Raw genomic sequence first — 18279 nt, forward strand, 5'->3', positions numbered from 1 at the left:
GTCCGAAGACACAAAGAAGGGGCGCAACCACTTTCGTGGTTGCGCCCCTTCTGTCTCGGTTGCTACTTCTCGGAGTCGCCGGTCTTGGCGAGCTCCACCGGGGTGTCCGGAAGCTCGATCGGCTTCTTCGAACCCTTGAAGGTGAACTTGGCGTCTTCGCCTTCGCCTTCGCCGTCCCAGTTGTCGACATCGACCAGGATGATCTCGCCGGCACCGATCTCGTTGAAGAGGATCTTCTCCGACAGCTGATCCTCGATCTCGCGCTGGATGGTGCGACGCAGCGGCCGCGCACCCAGGACGGGATCGAATCCACGCTTGGCGAGCAGGCTCTTGGCCTTCTCGGTCAGCTCGATGGCCATGTCCTTGTTCTTCAGCTGCGTCTCGACGCGAGCGATCATCAGGTCGACCATCTTGATGATCTCGTCCTTCGTGAGCTGATGGAACACGATGACGTCGTCGATACGGTTGAGGAACTCGGGACGGAAGTGCTTCTTGAGCTCGTCGTTGACCTTCTGCTTCATCCGCTCGTAGTTCGAGCCTTCCGCATTCGACTGCGAGAAGCCCAGACCCACGGCCTTGGAGATGTCACCCGTACCGAGGTTCGAGGTGAAGATCAGGACGGTGTTCTTGAAGTCGACCGTACGCCCCTGACCGTCGGTGAGACGGCCGTCCTCGAGGACCTGCAGGAGCGTGTTGTAGATCTCCTGGTGAGCCTTCTCGATCTCGTCGAACAGGACGACGGAGAACGGCTTGCGGCGCACCTTCTCGGTGAGCTGGCCGCCCTCTTCGTAGCCGACGTACCCGGGAGGGGCACCGAACAGGCGCGAAGCGGTGAAGCGGTCGTGGAACTCACCCATGTCGATCTGGATGAGCGCGTCGTCCTCGCCGAACAGGAAGTTGGCCAGTGCCTTGGAGAGCTCGGTCTTACCGACACCGGACGGGCCGGCGAAGATGAACGAACCCGACGGGCGCTTGGGGTCCTTCAGACCGGCGCGGGTACGGCGGATCGCCTTCGAGACGGCCTTGACCGCTTCGGTCTGGCCGATGATCCGCTTGTGCAGCTCATCTTCCATACGGAGCAGACGTGTGGTCTCTTCCTCGGTCAGCTTGAACACCGGGATGCCGGTCCAGTTGCCCAGAACCTCGGCGATCTCGTTGTCATCGACCTCGGCGACGATGTCCATGTCGCCACTGCGCCACTGCTTTTCACGCTCGGCGCGCTCGGTGACGAGCTGTTTTTCCTTGTCGCGCAGGTTCGCGGCCTTCTCGAAGTCCTGGGCGTCGATCGCCGATTCCTTCTCCTTGCGGGCATCGGCGATGCGATCGTCGAACTCGCGCAGATCTGGTGGTGCGGTCATCCGGCGGATGCGCATCCGGGCGCCGGCCTCGTCGATCAGGTCGATCGCCTTGTCCGGCAGGAAGCGGTCGTTGATGTACCGGTCGGCCAGCGTCGCGGCAGCAGCCAGGGCGCCGTCGGTGATGGAGACACGGTGATGCGACTCGTAGCGGTCCCGCAGACCCTTGAGGATCTGGATGGTGTGCTCGACGCTGGGCTCGCCGACCTGAACCGGCTGGAAACGGCGTTCGAGGGCGGCATCCTTCTCGATGTACTTGCGGTACTCGTCGAGGGTGGTCGCACCGATGGTCTGCAGCTCACCGCGGGCCAGTTTCGGCTTGAGGATGCTGGCAGCGTCGATCGCGCCCTCGGCAGCACCTGCGCCGACGAGCGTGTGCAGCTCGTCGATGAACAGGATGATGTCGCCGCGGGTGTTGATCTCCTTGAGGACCTTCTTCAGGCGCTCTTCGAAGTCACCGCGGTAACGGCTACCGGCGACCAGCGAACCGAGGTCGAGGGTGTAGAGCTGCTTGTCCTTGAGCGTCTCGGGAACGTTGCCGTTCACGATCGCCTGGGCCAGGCCTTCCACGACGGCGGTCTTGCCGACGCCGGGCTCACCGATGAGCACCGGGTTGTTCTTGGTGCGGCGGCTCAGCACCTGCATCACGCGCTCGATTTCCTTCTCGCGCCCGATCACCGGGTCGAGTTTGCCCTCGGAGGCGGCGGCGGTCAGGTTGCGGCCGAACTGGTCGAGGACCAGCGACGTCGACGGTGTACCCGCTTCGGTGCTGCGACCGCCGGTGCCGGATTCCTGGGGCTCTTTGCCCTGGTAGCCCGAGAGCAGCTGGATGACCTGCTGACGGACACGGTTGAGGTCGGCGCCGAGCTTGACCAGCACCTGGGCAGCAACACCCTCACCCTCGCGGATGAGGCCGAGCAGGATGTGCTCGGTGCCGATGTAGTTGTGGCCGAGCTGCAGGGCCTCACGCAGCGAGAGCTCAAGGACCTTCTTGGCACGGGGGGTGAAGGGAATGTGACCGGACGGCGCCTGCTGACCCTGGCCGATGATTTCCTCGACCTGGCTGCGTACGCCTTCGAGGGAGATCCCCAACGACTCGAGGGACTTGGCAGCAACGCCTTCGCCCTCGTGGATCAGACCCAGCAGGATGTGCTCGGTACCGATGTAGTTGTGATTGAGCATCCGCGCTTCTTCTTGAGCCAGGACTACAACCCGACGAGCGCGGTCGGTGAACCGTTCGAACATTGTTCTCCCTTACGTTTCAATGGGTCGGCCTCGGCCTACAGCTTCTTGTCCCAGTCTGACTGGTCCATCGGCGTCGATCTTCCCAGGGTGGGCCTGTGCCGACGGCAACAACGAAACGTCACCCTCAGCGGCCTTGACTCCACTCTAATGGCCGCAGGTCACCGGCACCGCAGATGTGTCACCCTGTTCGCCCTGCGGACCCTGTTTTCGACGCTTGAACTCATCAACACCGCAGCTCGCGCGGGTATTCGGTCTGCGATACGCCGTCAGCGAACGGGCCACACCCATTCGATCGTGATGGCTCTAATCACCCGTCACGTGATATCGGGCATCTCGGCGCGGGTGTTGTCGGGGTTTGGTCGCGCCACCGCCCACCCAAATTTGCTCCACCCACCGACAATTGTCGGTGGGTGGAGCAAAAACGGGTGGGTGGCCGGAGAATGTCCACAATTGCCGACTATCGGGTCGCCAGACCGGCGGCGAGCACAGCCAACGCTGCCGTGCTCGCCACCGCCCGGATGATGTTCCACCGCACCCAGGAATCTTCAAAAGCCTCCCGGACCGCGTGCAGATCGCTGATCCGATCGGGGTCCCCGGCCGCCGCGATCTGGTTGTTCAGCGGAACGTTGAACGCGACGGTGATCACCAGGGTCACGCCGTACAGAACCGCGCCGGCGACGATCCACCACAGCATCGGCCGGTCGCGGTAAAGCACCGCGGCGACCGCCGTGAAGCCGATGCCACCGAAGAAGATCAGCAGGAACAACGGATTGACGATCGCCACGTTGATCCGCTGGATCGCCGCCACGAATGTCTTGTCGTCGACCCGCCGGAGCGCCGGCATCACCGCGTAGGAGAAAGCCGAATACAGCCCGGCCATCAGGCCCACCGTCACCACTCCGGCGACGAGCACCGACTCGCGCAAGACGGTCATCACCAGACTCCCTGCAGGGCAGCCCTTTTCGCCACATCGGAGAAGTCGTTCGGTTCGCGTCCGAGGATCTCGCGCACGCCGTCGGTCAAAAATTCGTTACGACCGTCCAATGATGTTCGAAGCAGCGTCATCACCATCTCTGTGAACTCCTGGCCGATGCCCTCTGCCAGCAGCGCGGCGCGATAGTCGGCTGCGGGGACCGTCACGAACGCGATGTCGCGGCCGAGGACCTCCCCGATCTCGGCGGTGGCGTCGGCAAAACTGAGCAACCGCGGGCCGGTCAGCTCATATACGCGTCCGGTATGGCCGGTGCCGGTGAGCGCTTCGACGGCGGCGTCGGCAATGTCGTCGGCGTCCAGGAACGGCTCACCGACCGATCCGACCGGCAGCACCAGTTCGCCGCCGCGGATCCCGTCGACCAGGAAGGCCTCACTGAAGTTCTGGGCAAACCAACTGCACCGCAACACTGTTGCGGGGATACCGCCGGTGAGAACGATCTGTTCACAGGCCAGCGCCTCCGGCTCACCGCGCCCGGACAACAGCACCAGCCGATCGACACCGGCGTCGCCCGCAGCTGCCACGAACGCAGTGAGGTCGTCCGTCGCAGTCGGCGCGATCAGATCCGGTTGGTAGGTGATGTAGACCGCGCCAGCACCTTCGAGCGCGGGCTTCCAGGTACTGCGGTCGGTCCAATCAAAATGTGTGGTCGACGTGCGACTGGCCCGCCGGACCGGCAGACCCGATCGCTCTAGACGGTCGACCACTCTGCCACCGGTTTTGCCGGTTGCACCGATAACGAGGAAGGGACGTTGCTGGGGAAATGTTGTGTTTGTCATGCACTCCAGTACAGGGGTTCAATGCGAGCGTTTCCATGGCTTATCCGCTTGATTTCATGTTTAATCGTCTTGTGGATGCGCTAGGCAGTGTGCTCAACGGACCCCGCGCGATGGATGCGTTCCTGTTGCGGGTGGTGATGACGCCGCCGTGGTCGATCCGGGTCGAGGACCAGGCCCCGCTGACGGTGGTGGTGGCCGTGTCCGGCACCGCCACCATCGCTTTCGACGACGGGGAGCAGGCAACCGTGGACCCCGGCGACGTGGCGATCATCCGGGGCCCGGACCCCTACACCTACGGCGACGGCACGTCTCCGGTGACCGCGATCATCGACGAGGGGCAGCACTGTGTCAGCGTCGACGGTGCCGAACTGATCGATGCAATGCGCCTGGGGATACGCAGCTGGGGCAACAGTGCAGACGGCGAATCCGTGTCGCTGGTCGGCACGTACGGTGTTGCCGGCGAGGTATCCACCCGACTCCTGAACGCACTGCCCCGACTGATCATCCTGCGCGACAACAGTTCCCCGCTCATCGATCTCCTCGCCACCGAGATCCTGCGCGACGCCCCCGGACAGGACGTGATGCTGGATCGGCTCCTCGACCTGGTGTTGATCGACTCGCTGCGGTCCTGGTTCGCCACCACCGAGTCGTCGGGATCGAATTGGATTGCCGCCGAATCGGACCCGGTCGTGGGACGGGCATTGACACTGATCCACAACAACCCGCAGCACCCGTGGACGGTGGCCGGTCTCGCCACACAGTGTGCGGTGTCCCGGGCCGTGTTGGCCAAGCGGTTCACCGAGCTCGTCGGCGAATCGCCGATGGCCTATCTGACCGAATGGCGCCTGTCGATGGCGGCCGATCTGATCGCCGGCGGCGACCGCACGCTCGATGCCGTTGCGGCACAGGTGGGCTACGGCGGCGCCTATGCGCTCAGCGCCGCATTCAAACGGGTACGGGGCATCAGTCCCCGCGACTACCGCAGGTCCCTGGCCGGTTGAGGCCCATGATTGGATGAGCGTCATGCTCAAAGGCCGGTCCGCCCCGGGAATCGGATTCGTCGTGTTCCTGCTGTCGATCATCATGGTGGTCACCGTGGGCGCGGTGATGGCGATCGATACGCCGCCACAGCGCACCACCGCCTACGACAATGGTCGACTCCGGTCGTATCCGATCGAACCCGAAGAGCGTTGGAGCCTCGACCTCAGTGGCATGCGCACCTACGACGCCGGCGCCACGCCGCTGGTGGCCGGAACGTTCGAGGACACCTGGCTGATCTCCTACCCATCCGGGCTCGGCAACACCTACCTCGCCATCGATCGCCGAGGCGGTGAGCGTCTCTGGCCACGGCCGATCGACGCCGGGCTCGGTAGCTGCGCCCTCAATGCCCGTGGTGAGGTCGGCTGCGCGGTGCGCCTCGGGGATCGTCCGGACGGTTTCTACACAGCAGAGTTGGACACCGGAGAACTCGACTCGGTCTCTGACCTCGACAGCACCCAGGCCGTCACCGGGTACGGACCCGACTACCTGCGGGTGAACAGCTCCGGCTACCAGGTGAGCCGCAACACCCCGGACGGCACCGAGGTCTGGGCCCGAACCTTTGCCGGCGCGGCAACCGTCGAGGTGGACGGCGACGTGGCGATCGTGCGGGCGTCGGACGGCACGCAACACCTCATCGACCCGGCCACCGGCGACGACCGGTTCGGATGCTCCTGCGATCTCTTGATCTATCCGACCGGCATCGCGGCCCAGTTCACCGAGCGCGATGCGCAGCGCGTCGAGTTCCTGCTCCCCGACGGCACCAGCACATCGAAAAACGACAAGCAGCAATTGGTGCCGGGCCCGTCGACCCTTGCCGTCACGACGGGCGCAGGCAGCGAGCAGATCTACCAGACCCAGGGCACCTACGCCGCGTACGACCCGCAACAGGCGACCAGGCTCTGGCAGGTCTCCGAAGCCGAGTTGTCGAAGGTCGGCGCCCGACCCTGCGGTGACACGGTGTCCTTTGCCCGCAAAGACGGGACGCGCGCGGTTCTCGACCTCGCCACCGCGGACAAGCTGGGAGAACTTCCCCGCAGCGACCCGATGAGTCCGTCCACCAACATCGACATCCTCGGATGCGTCGGGCAGGGCGGCAACACCATCGTGTTCGGCGGAAACTCCCAGCTGACGGCCTACAACATCGCCACCGGATCGGTCGCCTGGCAGCGGTCAGTGGTCGGCGGCCAGCCCGCTGTCGTCGACGGTTACCTCGTGCTCGAGGAGGGCACCACGCTCTCGCTGCTCGCACCGTCGTAGAAAAGGTTGTCGGTTGGGCGTCGGAAAACCGGCTCCGCGGACGACTATGAGTATGTGAGCAGCTCAACGGGTGGGAACCCCCACGATCGGTCCGGCGCCGCGCCGGCCGGTACCGCGCTGCTCGCTCTGTACGACGAAGCGTTGCCGGCGGTGTACGGATACGTGATCAGACGGGCCGGCGACAAGAACGTCGCCGAGGACGTCACCTCGGAGACATTCCTGGCCGCGATGGACCGGGCTCGGGGCGACGATCCCGTCGAACCGACGATCGCCTGGCTCATCGGCATCGCCAGGCACAAACTGGCCGACCACTGGCGCAAGATGCAACGCACCCCGACGCCGGTGGAAGATGTCCCGGATCAGCCGGGCGGAGATGAATGGGACGTGCACCTCGACCGGATGCTCGCCGAGTTCACCCTGGCCCGGTTGTCGAGCACCCACCGTTCCGTTCTGACTCTGCGATACGTCGACGACTGCACCGTTTCGCAATGCGCCGAATTGCTCGGTCGCACAGTCACTGCCACCGAAGCACTACTCACCCGGGCCAAGCGGGCCTTCCGCGCGGCCTACCCCGACCACACCGCGCCCATCGTGAAGGGAGGCCAGTCATGAACGCACCGAACGCCTTTGACCCGTTCAGCGTGCTGGCCACAGCGGACGTGCCGGTGTCCCCCGACGCCGACTTCGCACGTCGCCTGCGTACCCGTCTCGAGCGCGGACTCGAACTACCCGAAGGAGTCACCATGAGCACCGACATCGGTTCTGCGCCATCGGCCCAGACCCTCACATCAGAGATCCAGACCCTTGCGGAACGGCCCGGGGCCCTGCCCTATCTCACCGTCTCGGATCCGGCTGCGGCGATCGAATGGTACGTCGCCCACCTCGGAGCCCGCCTGCGCGGTGAACCGATCGTAATGGATGACGGCACGATCGGACATGCGGAATTGCTGGTCGGCGGAGGTGTGATCTATCTGGCCGGCGAATTCCCCGACCTGGGCCTGAGAGCACCACTGCCACAATCGGTCTCGGTATCGCTGATGCTGGCGGTCACCGATACCGACGCTACCTTCGCCCAGGCGCGCGATGGAGGCGCAGCGGTCCAGCGTGAACCGTATGAAGACCACGGCGCACGAACCGGAGTGATCGTCGACCCGTTCGGACATCGGTGGATGATCACCGGTCCGATGACCGGTGCGAGGGTCGAGCAGATCCACCGCGGCGACATCGGATACTGCTCGCTGTGGACCACGGACGTCGACCGCGCCGCGGCCTTCTACGGATCGGTCCTGGGCTGGGAGTTCAATGCCGCCACCCACCAGGTCACGAACTTGTCCCACCGTCTCGGAATCTATTCGGTACCAGGCGATCCGACCATGCTGTGCGTGTACGCCGTCGACGACATCGATATCGCCCGCGCCGACATCATCGCGGCGGGTGGTACACCGAATCAGTTGCAGGAGTTCGGCTTCGGCGAACTGCTCGACGCCGTCGACAACCAGGGTGTCGCCTTCTCCGTCTATCGGCCGACAGCGCTGGATCCGCGTCCGTCACTCAACGCCACCGGCCACGGTGAGCTCACGTACATGACGTTCTACACCCCGGACAGTTCGCGACTACGCGACTTCTACGGCCGGGTACTGGGTTGGACGTTCAACGAGGGCCGTGTCGACGACGGCTGGGAGGTCGAGGGTATGCACCCGATGACCGGTTTCGTCGGCGGGCAGGATCGTTCGGTGGCCGTCCCGATGTGGGTCGTCGACGACATCGAAGTGGCAGTGCAGCGGGTACGCGAGGGCGGTGGCACCGTGATCGCCGAACCGTCACAGCAGCCGTACGCCATCACCGCCGAATGCCTCGACGACCAGGGCGCCCGCTTCTACCTCGGCCAGTACTGACCCGCACCTCCGCACCCCGATGATGTGGCCTTTTGGCGGGCATTTCCCCAGGTGAGAGCCGCCAAAAGGCCACATCATCGGGGTTCAGGGAGCGAGGAACGCGGCGAGGGCGGCGGAGTACATACCGACGTCGGCGCTGCCCATCACCTCACGGGCGCTGTGCATCGCAAGCTGCGGCGCACCGACATCAACGGTGTTGAGTCCGGTGCGGGTGGCGGTCAGTGGTCCGATCGTCGAACCACAGGGCAGGTCGGCGCGATGGACGTACCGCTGAAGCGGGACCCCCGCCTTGTCGGCCGCGACCGCGAACAGCGCTTCGCCGGCCGCATCGCTGGCGTACCGCAGATTCTGGTTCACCTTCAGTACCGGACCACCGTTGATGGCGATCTGATGCGCCGGCTCGTGGCGATCGGGATAGTTGGGGTGCGTGGCATGTGCCATGTCTCCGGATGCGCAGGCACTCATCGCCATCGACCGCAGGTAGTCTTCCCGAGATCCACCGCCGGCCAGCACAATTCGCTCGAGTACGGTACCGAGCAGGTCCGACGACGCACCGCGGTCCGAACCACTGCCGACCTCCTCGTGATCGAAGAGGGCCAGCACCGGGATGGCTGCCGACGACTCCGACTCGATGGCGTCGATGAGCGCTCGGGTACCCGCGTAGCAGGTTCCCTGGTTGTCCAGGCGTGGTGCACTGATGAGGTCGCCGCCGACCCCGACGACCCGGCTCGGGGCCAGATCGTGGGTCATCAGTTCCCAACCGAGAACCTGATCGAGCGCCACACCTGCCTGCGCCGCAATCCATTCCATGAATCCAGGGCCATCGACCCCGACACCCCACACCGCGTTCACGTGACGCTGCGGATCCAGTGACACCCCGGCGCGATCCTCCGAGAGATGGATCGCGAGTTGCGGGACGCGCAGTACCGGGTCGTCGATCCGGATCAGATGTTCACGCAGGCCGTCGGGCTCACGGATGGCGAGACGGCCCGAGATGCCGAGATCACGATCGAGCCAGGAGTTGAGCCAGGCACCGCCGTACTTCTCCAGCCCGACCATCCGCAGGCCGGCCGAACGCAGGTCCGGGTTCTGCTTGACGCGAAGGTTGGGACTGTCGGTGTGGCCGCCGACGATACGAAAGCTACGACCGCGGGCGGTGCTGTCCCAGGCGACGATCGATCCGCCCCGGATGACGTAGTGCCGACCGGGCTGCGACGGCCACTGGTGCGACTCTTTCAGCTCCCGAAAGTCATTGGCTTCCAGAACTTTTGCCACCGATTCACAGACGTGGAACGGCGACGGTGACGCATCGACGAAACTACAGAGACCGGCGGCATCGGCGGACGTTGTCACCATGTGCGGCTCAGGCGTTGGCGAGAACGGCGTCGAGGGCCGAGTAGAAGAGACCCAGCCCGTCGTCGCTGGGCCCGGTCAGCGCTTCGGTGGCGTGCTCGGGATGCGGCATCAATCCGACAACCTTGCCGTTGGCACTGGAGATACCCGCGATCGACCGCATCGACCCGTTCGGGTTGTCGCCGGCGTAACGGAAGACCACCCGGCCTTCGCCCTCGAGCTCGTCGAGCACGGCTTCAGAGGCGACATACCGTCCCTCACCGGACTTCAACGGGACCAGGATCTCGGCACCCTGTTCGAAGCGGCTGCTCCAGGCCGAGGTGTTGGACTCGACGCGCAGCCACTGGTCGCGGCACATGAAGTGCAGTCCCTGGTTACGGGTGAGCGCACCCGGAAGCAGCCCGGCCTCACACAGCACCTGGAAACCGTTGCAGATGCCCAGAACCGGCAAACCCTTGCCGGCGGCCTCGACCAGCGAACCCATCACGGGCGCAAATCGGGCGATGGCACCGGCGCGCAGATAGTCGCCGTAGGAGAATCCGCCGGGCACGACAACCGCGTCGACGCCCTTGAGGTCGCTGTCGCCGTGCCACAGATCAACCGCCTCGCCACCGGAAAGGCGCACGGCCCGGGCAGCGTCGATGTCGTCGAGTGTTCCGGGGAACGTGATGACCCCGATCCGTGCGGTCACGACGATGCGCCGTCGACCCGGGTCACCGAGTAGTCCTCGATGACGGTGTTCGCCAGGAGTTCGGAGGCGATCCGGTCCAGGGCCTCGTCGTCGACCGAGTCGTCGACCTCCAGCTCGAATCGCTTGCCCTGCCGGACATCGGCGACACCGGCGAATCCGAGTCGGCCCAGGGCGCCACTGATCGCCTGTCCCTGCGGGTCCAGGATCTCGGCTTTGGGCATGACGTCCACTACGACTCGGGCCACTTCGGAACTCCTCTTCAGCTGCGGTTTGCTGGACGTAACTCTACCGGCTGACGGCAGGCTTCCCGGCGGGAGGACTCCGATCAGGCAGCGCTGCGGGCGGTCGATGCCTCCACGGTCCGATACGTCGTCGGCAAAGCTCCTTGCAGCAGCGCCAGATCCACGCAGTTGATCAGCGCGTTGGCGGCCATCGGGGTGTCCAGATGTTTGGCCGCCACCGAGAGCCGGACGATTCCTCCGCGACGGGCCACCCGCACCGTGTTGGCGATCAGCAACCGGCACCACCAGGCATCGGTCCCGAATCCGTCGCCGATGCCCAGCACCCGGGCGCGCAGACGATGACCGGTGACGAGGTTGTCGATCGACGTCAGGCCCAGGTCGATCCGGAAACCCCGGCCGGGCAGTACCTGCCGGGCACCCGGCGAAGAGTTCCAGCGGGGTGCGGCGAATATGCGCGTGCGCAGTCCCATCCGTTCCAGAACACGGTCGGCGGCGAGTAGTCGCAGGTCGGCCTCGTGCGCACCCAACACCGCGAACTCTGCACGACGACGACGCACCGGCGCCTGGTCGTATCCGTGGAGCACGATCGCGTCGTTCCCGGCCCGTCGCCCACGCAACCATTCGCAGGTCTCGGAGTCGTCGGCCAAGCGGTATCGACCCTTCAGACGCGGGGCGACCAGCAACGAGACCGGAACGTCTCGTGCGGCGAGCCGTTCGGTGAAGGCCGCAGTCGCCTCCAGGGTTTCCGTTCTGATGCCCGAGATGGACACGATGAGTTGTCCGGTCACGGCCATCAGTATCGCCGTCGGACGTGGTCAGGCGGTTGCCTCGATGTGGACAACACGCGAACACCCGGCACACGCCCGTGACCCGACTCACTGCGCGTGCCACCTGTAGTGGATCGCACATTGTTTGCGTAGGAGTCTACGGTTGCCTGGACGATACCGTTAGCCGGTATCAGGACTGCACCGATCACCGGGCGTCCAGTGATTGCTTGCGTCGGCATCGCCGGCGATACCGAAAGACGAAGCATTTCAACCCTTTTGCAGAAAGCACTTTGATGACCTCGACCGACTAGGCCGCGCCGCCGAGTCAAAGCTTGATCCGGCCGTCCTGAAGATTGCCGTAGTAGTCGTGCTCGGCGCCATCATGGCGATCCTCGACACCACCGTTGTATCGGTGGCGCAGAACACATTCCAGGAAGAGTTCAACACCAACCAGGCCGGGGCGGCCTGGACCATCACCGGCTACACACTGGCACTTGCCGCCGTGATCCCGCTGTCCAGTTGGGCCGCTGCCCGATTCGGCACCAGGAACGTCTATCTGACGTCGCTGGTCCTGTTCGTGCTCGGCTCGGCACTCTGCGCGCTCGCCTGGGACATCACGTCCCTGACCGTGTTCCGCGTTCTCCAGGGCCTCGGTGGCGGCATGCTCATGCCCATCGGAATGATGATCCTGACCAAGGCGGCCGGTCCGGCCCGCGTCGGTTCGGTCATGGCCATGCTCGGTATCCCGATGCTGCTCGGCCCCATCATGGGCCCGATCATCGGCGGCGCACTCATCGAATACGCCAGCTGGCACTGGATCTTCCTGATCAACGTGCCGATCGGCATCGCCGCCTTCTTCTACGCGTTCGCCATCCTGCCCGGCCAGTCAGAGAGGGCGCGACCCTCGTTCGACTTCATCGGACTGCTGCTGCTCTCACCCGGTTTGGCGCTGTTCTTGTACGGCATCTCCCTGAGCACCGAACACGGCAGCTTCACCGATACCCCGGTCCTCGTCACCGCCGGCATCGGCCTGCTCCTGATGATCGGGTTCGTCTTCCACGCGACCCGCGCGACGAATCCGCTGCTCGATCTGAGCCTGTTCAAGAACCGCAAGCTCACCATGGCCGTGACCACCATGACGTTCTTCATGATCGCGTTCCTCGGTGCCGCACTGCTGTTCCCGCAGTACTACATCGGCGTACGCGGCGAGTCGACGCTGATGACCGGGTTGCTGCTGGCACCGCAGGGACTCGGCGCGATGCTCACCATGCCGATGTCGGGCAAGCTCACCGACAAGCAGGGCCCCGGCAAGTTGGTGATGATCGGCATCGTCCTGATCACCCTGGGTATGGGCGCCTTCATCTACGTCGGCCCGGACACCTCGTTCTGGCTGCTGAGCATCGCGCTGTTCGTGCAGGGTCTCGGTATGGGTATGACCATGATGCCGATCATGTCGGCCGCGCTGGGAACCCTGTCCGACAGCCAGGTGCCAGACGGTTCGACGCTGATGAACGTGGTTCAGCAGGCCGCCGGCTCGGTGGGTACCGCCATCACCTCGGTGATCCTGGTCAACAACCTCAAGGGCGCCGAGAACCTGAGCGACATGGCCGACGGGTTCGGCGCCACGTTCGTCGTCACTACCCTTCTGATAGCGCTCTGCTTCATCCCGGCATTCTTCTTGCCGCGCAAGGCAGTTGCCCGGGTGCTCGAAACCAATGACAAGCCCGTGCCGGTGATGATGCACTAGCGATTCACCTACCACACGACAACAGCGCCGCCCAGGAAATCTTCCCGGGCGGCGCTGTTGTCTGTATTCGGTTGTGGCGCAGATCAGACGGCGCCGGTCTGCCGCAGGACCCAGGCGTACTCGAAGGCAACCTCTTCCCACTGCTTGTAGCGCCCACTGACGCCGCCGTGCCCGGCCTTCATCTCGGTCTTGAGCAGGATCGGGGCGTCACCGGTGGTGTTGGCCTGAAGGCGGGCAACCCATTTGGCCGCCTCGGTGAACAGCACCCGGGTGTCGTTGAGTGAGGTGACCGCCAGGATCTCCGGGTAGGGCAATGCGGCGACATTCTCATACGGTGAGTACGACCGCATGTAGTCGTAGACCTCTTTGTCCGCCAGCGGATTTCCCCATTCGTCCCACTCGATGACCGTCAGGGGCAACGAGGGGTCGAGGATGGACGTCAGCGGATCCACAAACGGCACGACCGCCAGGATTCCGTTGAACAGTTCCGGCGCCATGTTGGCGACGGCACCGATCAGCAGACCACCGGCACTGCCGCCCTCACCCACCAGATGTTCGGCGTCGGTGACACCGGTGTCGATGAGATGCCGTGCTGCGGCGACGAAGTCGGTGAAGGTGTTCTTCTTTGTCAGGGTCTTGCCGTTGTCATACCAGTGGCGACCCATCTCGCCACCGCCACGGATGTGGGCGACCACAAAGACGACGCCACGGTCGAGCAGCGACAGCCGTGAGATCGAGAAGCCCGGATCGTTGCTGGATTCGTAGGAACCGTAGCCGTACAACAATGTCGGGGCCGGCCCGTCGGCGGCGCCGCTGCGGCGGATCACCGACAACGGGATCTTGGTGCCATCGGGTGCGGTGGCCCAGTCGCGGCGCTGCTCGTAGTCGGCCGGATCGAAGTCGCCGAGCACCTGCTGGCGTTTGAGCAGCGTGCGCTCACCGGTGGCGACATCGAGGTCGAAGACCTCGGTGGGGTTGATGAAACTCGTGTATCCGATGCGCAGTCGCGGGGCCGCCCATTCGGGATTCGCTCCGAGACCCGCCGAGTACAGCTCCTCGTCGAAGGCAACTTCGGTGAACACCGGTTCGCCGGTTGTCAGTGGAGCGATCGACAGTCGCGGCAACGCTTCACGCCGGTAGCTCAGGACCAGCTGGCCGGCAAACGCGTCGACGTCCTCGAGGCGTACCGCCGTGTCGTGCGCGACGAGGATGCGGGTCGCGGTGGGATCGCTGATCGGGGCCTCGAGCAGCTCGAAGTTCTCGGCATTGGCGTTGTGCAGGATCAGGAAGCAATCACGATCCTCGATGACGGCATGTTCGACGCCGTATTCGACGCCCTCTTCGCGCGGCCACACCACCGAGAACTCACCGGTGGGATCGTGGGCGTCGAGAACCCAGACCTCCGAGGTGATCTTCGATCCGATCGTGATCATCAGGTACTTGTCGCTGCGGGTTCCGCCGATGCCGACCCAGTACTGCTCGTCGGGTTCGTGGAACACCTTGACGTCCGGGGTACCGGCACCGAGGTCGTGCCGCCACACCGTGTCGGGACGCCACGCCTCGTCCACCGTCTGGTAGAAAACGTGACGGCCGTCGAGTGACCACAGCGCACCCGGCGCCGTATCGGCGATCTCGTCGGCGAGCAGTTCACCGCTGCGAAGGTCCTTGAACCGCATCGTGTATCGCTCGTTGCCGGTGTTGTCGACACTGTAGGCCAACAGCGTGCCGTCCTCACTGACCGACAACGCGCCCAGACTGAAGAAATCGGTACCCTCGGCCTCGACATTGGAGTCCAGCAGAATTTCTTCACCCGGAACCGGCTGCCCCGGTTCCACGGTCGGCGGAGTCCAGTCGTCCGGGCCACTGATCGGGCAGCGTGCACTCAGCGAATACTGCTTGCCCTCCTCGGTGCGGGCGTAGTACCAGTACTGACCCCGCCGGGTAGGCACCGACATGTCGGTTTCCTGTGTGCGGCTTTTGATCTCGCCGTAGATGTCGGCGCGCAGATCGGCGAGCTCGGCGGTGCGGGCAGCGGTGTACTCGTTCTGCTGCTCGAGGAACGCGATGACCTCGGGATCCTCTTTGTCCCGCAACCACTCGTAGTGGTCGATCACGGTCTCACCGTGATGGGTGCGTTCGAATGGAACCTGTTTTGCGACGCGCGGCACGGTGGCTGCGGAATCCTTCGAGGTGTCGTTCACTGCTCTCCTCTTGGCCAATCATCGAATGACAGGCCTGAAATACGTTCGTACGCTTCGATGTAGCGGGCGCGAGTGCGTTGCGCGATGTCGTCGGGCAGGGCCGGTGGTGGAGTGTCAGCAGCCCGATCCCATCCGGAATCGGGGCTGATGAGCCAGTTGCGGACGATCTGCTTGTCGAAACTCGGCTGCACCTGTCCGGGTGTGTAGGTGTCGGCATCCCAGTATCGCGAGCTGTCCGGGGTGAGGACCTCGTCGGCCAGCACCACCGTGCCGTCGCCGTCGAGTCCGAACTCGAACTTGGTGTCGGCCAAGATGATTCCGCGCTCGGCTGCCAATTGCGACCCACGCGAGTAGATGTCGAGCGTCAGGTCCCGCAGGCGGACCGCCATCTCCTCACCGACGATGGCCACGACTGCGTCGAAGCTGACGTTCTCATCGTGCTCACCGATCGCGGCCTTGCTCGCGGGGGTGAAGATGGGTTCGGGCAGCTTGCTGGACTCGCCCAGACCGGACGGCAGTTCGATCCCGCAGACCGATCCGGTGGCGTTGTAGTCGAGCAGGCCCGACCCGGTGAGATATCCGCGGGCAACGCACTCGACTTGCAGCATCTCGAGCTTCTTGACCACCAGCGCCCGGCCGAGCAGTGACGCCGGAATCCGCGGATCCTCGGGCCCGCCCGCCAGGTGATGCGGAACGCCCAGGGCACCGAAGTAGTAGACGCTCATCGCGGTCAGGATGCGCCCTTTGTCCGGGATCGGTGTCGACAAAATGTGGTCGAACGCAGATATCCGGTCAGAGGCAACCATCAGCATGGTGTTGTCGTCGATCGAATAGAGATCCCGCACCTTCCCGGCTGCGAGGTGTTCATAGGACTCCAGAGCAGGACGCATGACCTCAAGGTTAGTGGCCCTCGGCGGACGCGGTGTATCCGCCCGGCCCACTTCGGTCGACACCGTCTACGTAAACGGCTGCGACAATAGGCCCGTGAGCGAATCGAAAGCTGCCGTCACCATCACCTACTGCACCCAGTGCAACTGGGTCCTCCGGGCATCCTGGATGGCCACCGAACTGCTCAACACCTTCGGCACCGAGCTCGGTTCGGTCACACTGGTGCCCGGCACCGGCGGCGTGTTCCACATCGAGGTGGACGGCACGCTGATCTGGGAGCGCAAGCGGGACAACGGCTTCCCTGACATCGTGACGCTCAAGAAGCTCGTCCGGAACATCGCCGTACCCGACTGGAACCTCGGCCACGCGGACTCGACGCCCGAGTGATCCCGTCAGCGTTTCCTCACCGCGGCCGGCGCCGCGCCCGGGAAACGTGTTTCGAAGTCGAGCACACCCACCCACGCCGGGACCACGGAGATGCGATGCATCTGTGCCCCACCGGCCCGCAGGTCGGCGAAGTATCCGTCGGCCACGTCGGCGGGCATGCCGCGGCGCATCATCAGCTCATATTCCTCGACCACACCGTCGACGTCGGTGATGACGGCCTCGCCGCGGATCTGCAGGACATGGGGTTTGCCGGCCACGGTGTCGATCGTCAGCGCAACCGCCGGATGTCGTCGTAGCGCCGGCACCTTCGCGGCACCGGTGAACGTTGCCATCACCAATTCGGTGCCGTTCCACCAGAAATTCATCGGCAGCACCCGGGGTGTGCCGTCGGCGGCGACGTACGCGAGTCGAGCCGGGATGTCCGTGTGCAGCAGTTCCTGCGCCACCTCGGTCTCGAGCAGCGCGAGGTCGCCCTGCGGTAGAGCCTCCGCGGTGATCACGGCGCTGTCTCCAACTGACGGTGCAGCTTGTCGAAGCAGCTGTTCCAGCCCACTCTGGCGCCGTCATCGGGACTGATCGGACCGGGCGCGAGCAGATGGAAGGTCATGGTGGTCCGGCCCGGAGCCGATTCGACAAACGTGACCGTGCACAACGAAACACTTTCCGGCGTTGTCGGATCGGGCCACGTGAACACCAGGCGACTAGGGCGATCGACCTCCTTATAGACACCATCGATGGCTGCTTCGAGTCCGTCCGGGAGCACCATCACCGCGCCGTACCCACCACCGGGCCGCGGATCTCCGTACATGCGCTCACGCGGTGTGGTCAGGCCTTCGGGCGCCATCCACTGCGACAACTGGTCCAGATCGACCCAGGCGTCGAACACCACCTCGGGCCCCGCCGCGAACTCGCGGACGATCGTGAACTCTCGATCTGCTGTGTCGGTCATGATTCTTCCTCTCGGTTGCCGGACCCTGCGATCCGGTTGATGTGTTCTTCGAGTCGATCGAATTTCGTGTCCCAGAAACGTCGGTAGTCACCGAGCCAGTCACTGGCCTGCTCGAGCGGACGGGCCTCGAGCGAGCACGGACGCCACTGGGCATCGCGACCCCGCGAGATCAGACCGGCGCGTTCGAGGACCTTCAGATGTTTGGACACCGCGGCCAGACTCATGTCGAACGGTTCGGCAAGCGCCGACACCGTGGCCTCGCCTTCGGCCAGTCGCTCCAGGATCGCCCGCCGCGTCGGATCGGCGAGCGCCGCGAACACGGCACTGAGTTGATCGGCCATTGCTGCACCCATCGGCTTCCACCCTCCCGGGCTATTCAACCTATTGGTTATCAACCAACAAGTTGAATACTACTGCGACGTCGAAACGTTTCAACCCCCTGAAGAAGCACGCAACAAAGGCACGCTCGACGGCGTTATGGGCACGCTCGA

At 64.6% G+C, this 18279-nt stretch carries 18 protein-coding genes; 6 read left to right on the forward strand and 12 right to left on the reverse strand.

Annotated elements, in window-relative coordinates:
• Positions 1-62: 62 nt before the first annotated feature.
• The 3 genes from H290_RS0102170 to H290_RS0102180 all read right to left on the reverse strand — a co-directional run bounded on the left by H290_RS0102170 (position 63) and on the right by H290_RS0102180 (position 4370).
• A complete protein-coding gene (locus H290_RS0102170; protein WP_020105116.1) occupies positions 63-2600 on the reverse strand; it encodes an ATP-dependent Clp protease ATP-binding subunit in 2538 nt (845 codons plus the stop codon).
• A 457-nt stretch (positions 2601-3057) separates the two neighbouring features.
• A complete protein-coding gene (locus H290_RS0102175; protein ID WP_036517858.1) occupies positions 3058-3534 on the reverse strand; it encodes a DUF1772 domain-containing protein in 477 nt (158 codons plus the stop codon).
• A complete protein-coding gene (locus H290_RS0102180) occupies positions 3534-4370 on the reverse strand; it encodes an NAD(P)H-binding protein (protein ID WP_020105118.1) in 837 nt (278 codons plus the stop codon). The genes H290_RS0102175 and H290_RS0102180 overlap by 1 nt, the downstream gene beginning before the upstream one ends.
• A 71-nt stretch (positions 4371-4441) precedes the next feature.
• Between H290_RS0102180 and H290_RS0102185 the strand changes: the two genes are divergently transcribed.
• The 4 genes from H290_RS0102185 to H290_RS0102200 all read left to right on the forward strand — a co-directional run bounded on the left by H290_RS0102185 (position 4442) and on the right by H290_RS0102200 (position 8563).
• On the forward strand, positions 4442-5371 hold the full coding sequence (locus H290_RS0102185) for an AraC family transcriptional regulator (RefSeq protein ID WP_020105119.1): 930 nt from the start codon (positions 4442-4444) through the stop codon (positions 5369-5371).
• Between the two features lie 13 nt (positions 5372-5384).
• On the forward strand, positions 5385-6668 hold the full coding sequence (locus H290_RS0102190; protein WP_028462660.1) for a PQQ-binding-like beta-propeller repeat protein: 1284 nt from the start codon (positions 5385-5387) through the stop codon (positions 6666-6668).
• Positions 6669-6785: 117 nt separating this feature from the next.
• Complete coding sequence (locus H290_RS0102195) at positions 6786-7280, forward strand: RNA polymerase sigma factor (RefSeq protein WP_028462661.1); 495 nt, start codon at positions 6786-6788, stop codon at positions 7278-7280.
• Positions 7277-8563 (forward strand): VOC family protein, encoded by a 1287-nt coding sequence (locus H290_RS0102200; protein WP_020105122.1) that lies wholly within the window; start codon positions 7277-7279, stop codon positions 8561-8563. Before H290_RS0102195 ends, H290_RS0102200 begins: the two co-directional genes overlap by 4 nt.
• An 84-nt stretch (positions 8564-8647) precedes the next feature.
• Here H290_RS0102200 and H290_RS0102205 read toward each other — a convergent pair whose 3' ends face one another.
• The 4 genes from H290_RS0102205 to H290_RS27575 all read right to left on the reverse strand — a co-directional run bounded on the left by H290_RS0102205 (position 8648) and on the right by H290_RS27575 (position 11637).
• A complete protein-coding gene (locus tag H290_RS0102205) occupies positions 8648-9919 on the reverse strand; it encodes a M18 family aminopeptidase (RefSeq protein WP_020105123.1) in 1272 nt (423 codons plus the stop codon).
• A 7-nt stretch (positions 9920-9926) separates the two neighbouring features.
• On the reverse strand, positions 9927-10607 hold the full coding sequence (gene purQ / locus H290_RS0102210) for a phosphoribosylformylglycinamidine synthase subunit PurQ (protein ID WP_020105124.1): 681 nt from the start codon (positions 10605-10607) through the stop codon (positions 9927-9929).
• A complete protein-coding gene (gene purS / locus H290_RS0102215; RefSeq protein ID WP_028462662.1) occupies positions 10604-10852 on the reverse strand; it encodes a phosphoribosylformylglycinamidine synthase subunit PurS in 249 nt (82 codons plus the stop codon). The genes purQ and purS overlap by 4 nt, the downstream gene beginning before the upstream one ends.
• Before the next feature lie 80 nt (positions 10853-10932).
• Positions 10933-11637, reverse strand: a complete 705-nt coding sequence (locus H290_RS27575; RefSeq protein WP_051121862.1) for a DUF2334 domain-containing protein — start codon at positions 11635-11637, stop codon at positions 10933-10935.
• 325 nt (positions 11638-11962) lie between these two features.
• On the opposite strand from H290_RS27575, the gene H290_RS0102225 reads away from it, so the two are divergent.
• Positions 11963-13363 (forward strand): DHA2 family efflux MFS transporter permease subunit, encoded by a 1401-nt coding sequence (locus tag H290_RS0102225; protein ID WP_369758738.1) that lies wholly within the window; start codon positions 11963-11965, stop codon positions 13361-13363.
• Positions 13364-13446: 83 nt separating this feature from the next.
• Here H290_RS0102225 and H290_RS0102230 read toward each other — a convergent pair whose 3' ends face one another.
• Positions 13447-15564, reverse strand: a complete 2118-nt coding sequence (locus tag H290_RS0102230; RefSeq protein ID WP_020105128.1) for a S9 family peptidase — start codon at positions 15562-15564, stop codon at positions 13447-13449.
• Entirely contained in the window at positions 15561-16454 is an 894-nt protein-coding gene (locus tag H290_RS0102235; protein WP_020105129.1) for a phosphoribosylaminoimidazolesuccinocarboxamide synthase, read from the reverse strand. The genes H290_RS0102230 and H290_RS0102235 overlap by 4 nt, the downstream gene beginning before the upstream one ends.
• 94 nt (positions 16455-16548) lie before the next feature.
• Between H290_RS0102235 and H290_RS0102240 the strand changes: the two genes are divergently transcribed.
• Positions 16549-16839, forward strand: coding sequence for a SelT/SelW/SelH family protein (locus tag H290_RS0102240; protein WP_020105130.1), 291 nt, complete (start codon positions 16549-16551; stop codon positions 16837-16839).
• A gap of 5 nt (positions 16840-16844) precedes the next feature.
• On the opposite strand, the gene H290_RS0102245 is transcribed toward H290_RS0102240, so the two are convergent.
• From H290_RS0102245 to H290_RS0102255, 3 genes are read right to left on the reverse strand one after another with little or no spacing between them, the layout of a single operon-like run.
• Positions 16845-17339 carry a pyridoxamine 5'-phosphate oxidase family protein gene (locus tag H290_RS0102245; protein WP_020105131.1) on the reverse strand — a complete coding sequence of 165 codons (495 nt, stop codon included), beginning with the start codon at positions 17337-17339 and terminating at the stop codon, positions 16845-16847.
• A complete protein-coding gene (locus tag H290_RS0102250; RefSeq protein WP_020105132.1) occupies positions 17336-17788 on the reverse strand; it encodes an SRPBCC domain-containing protein in 453 nt (150 codons plus the stop codon). Before H290_RS0102250 ends, H290_RS0102245 begins: the two co-directional genes overlap by 4 nt.
• Positions 17785-18141 (reverse strand): helix-turn-helix transcriptional regulator, encoded by a 357-nt coding sequence (locus tag H290_RS0102255; protein WP_020105133.1) that lies wholly within the window; start codon positions 18139-18141, stop codon positions 17785-17787. Before H290_RS0102255 ends, H290_RS0102250 begins: the two co-directional genes overlap by 4 nt.
• Positions 18142-18279 lie beyond the last annotated feature (138 nt).

The organism is Nocardia sp. 348MFTsu5.1, from assembly GCF_000383535.1.
GTDB classification, from domain to species: Bacteria; Actinomycetota; Actinomycetes; order Mycobacteriales; family Mycobacteriaceae; genus Williamsia; species Williamsia faeni.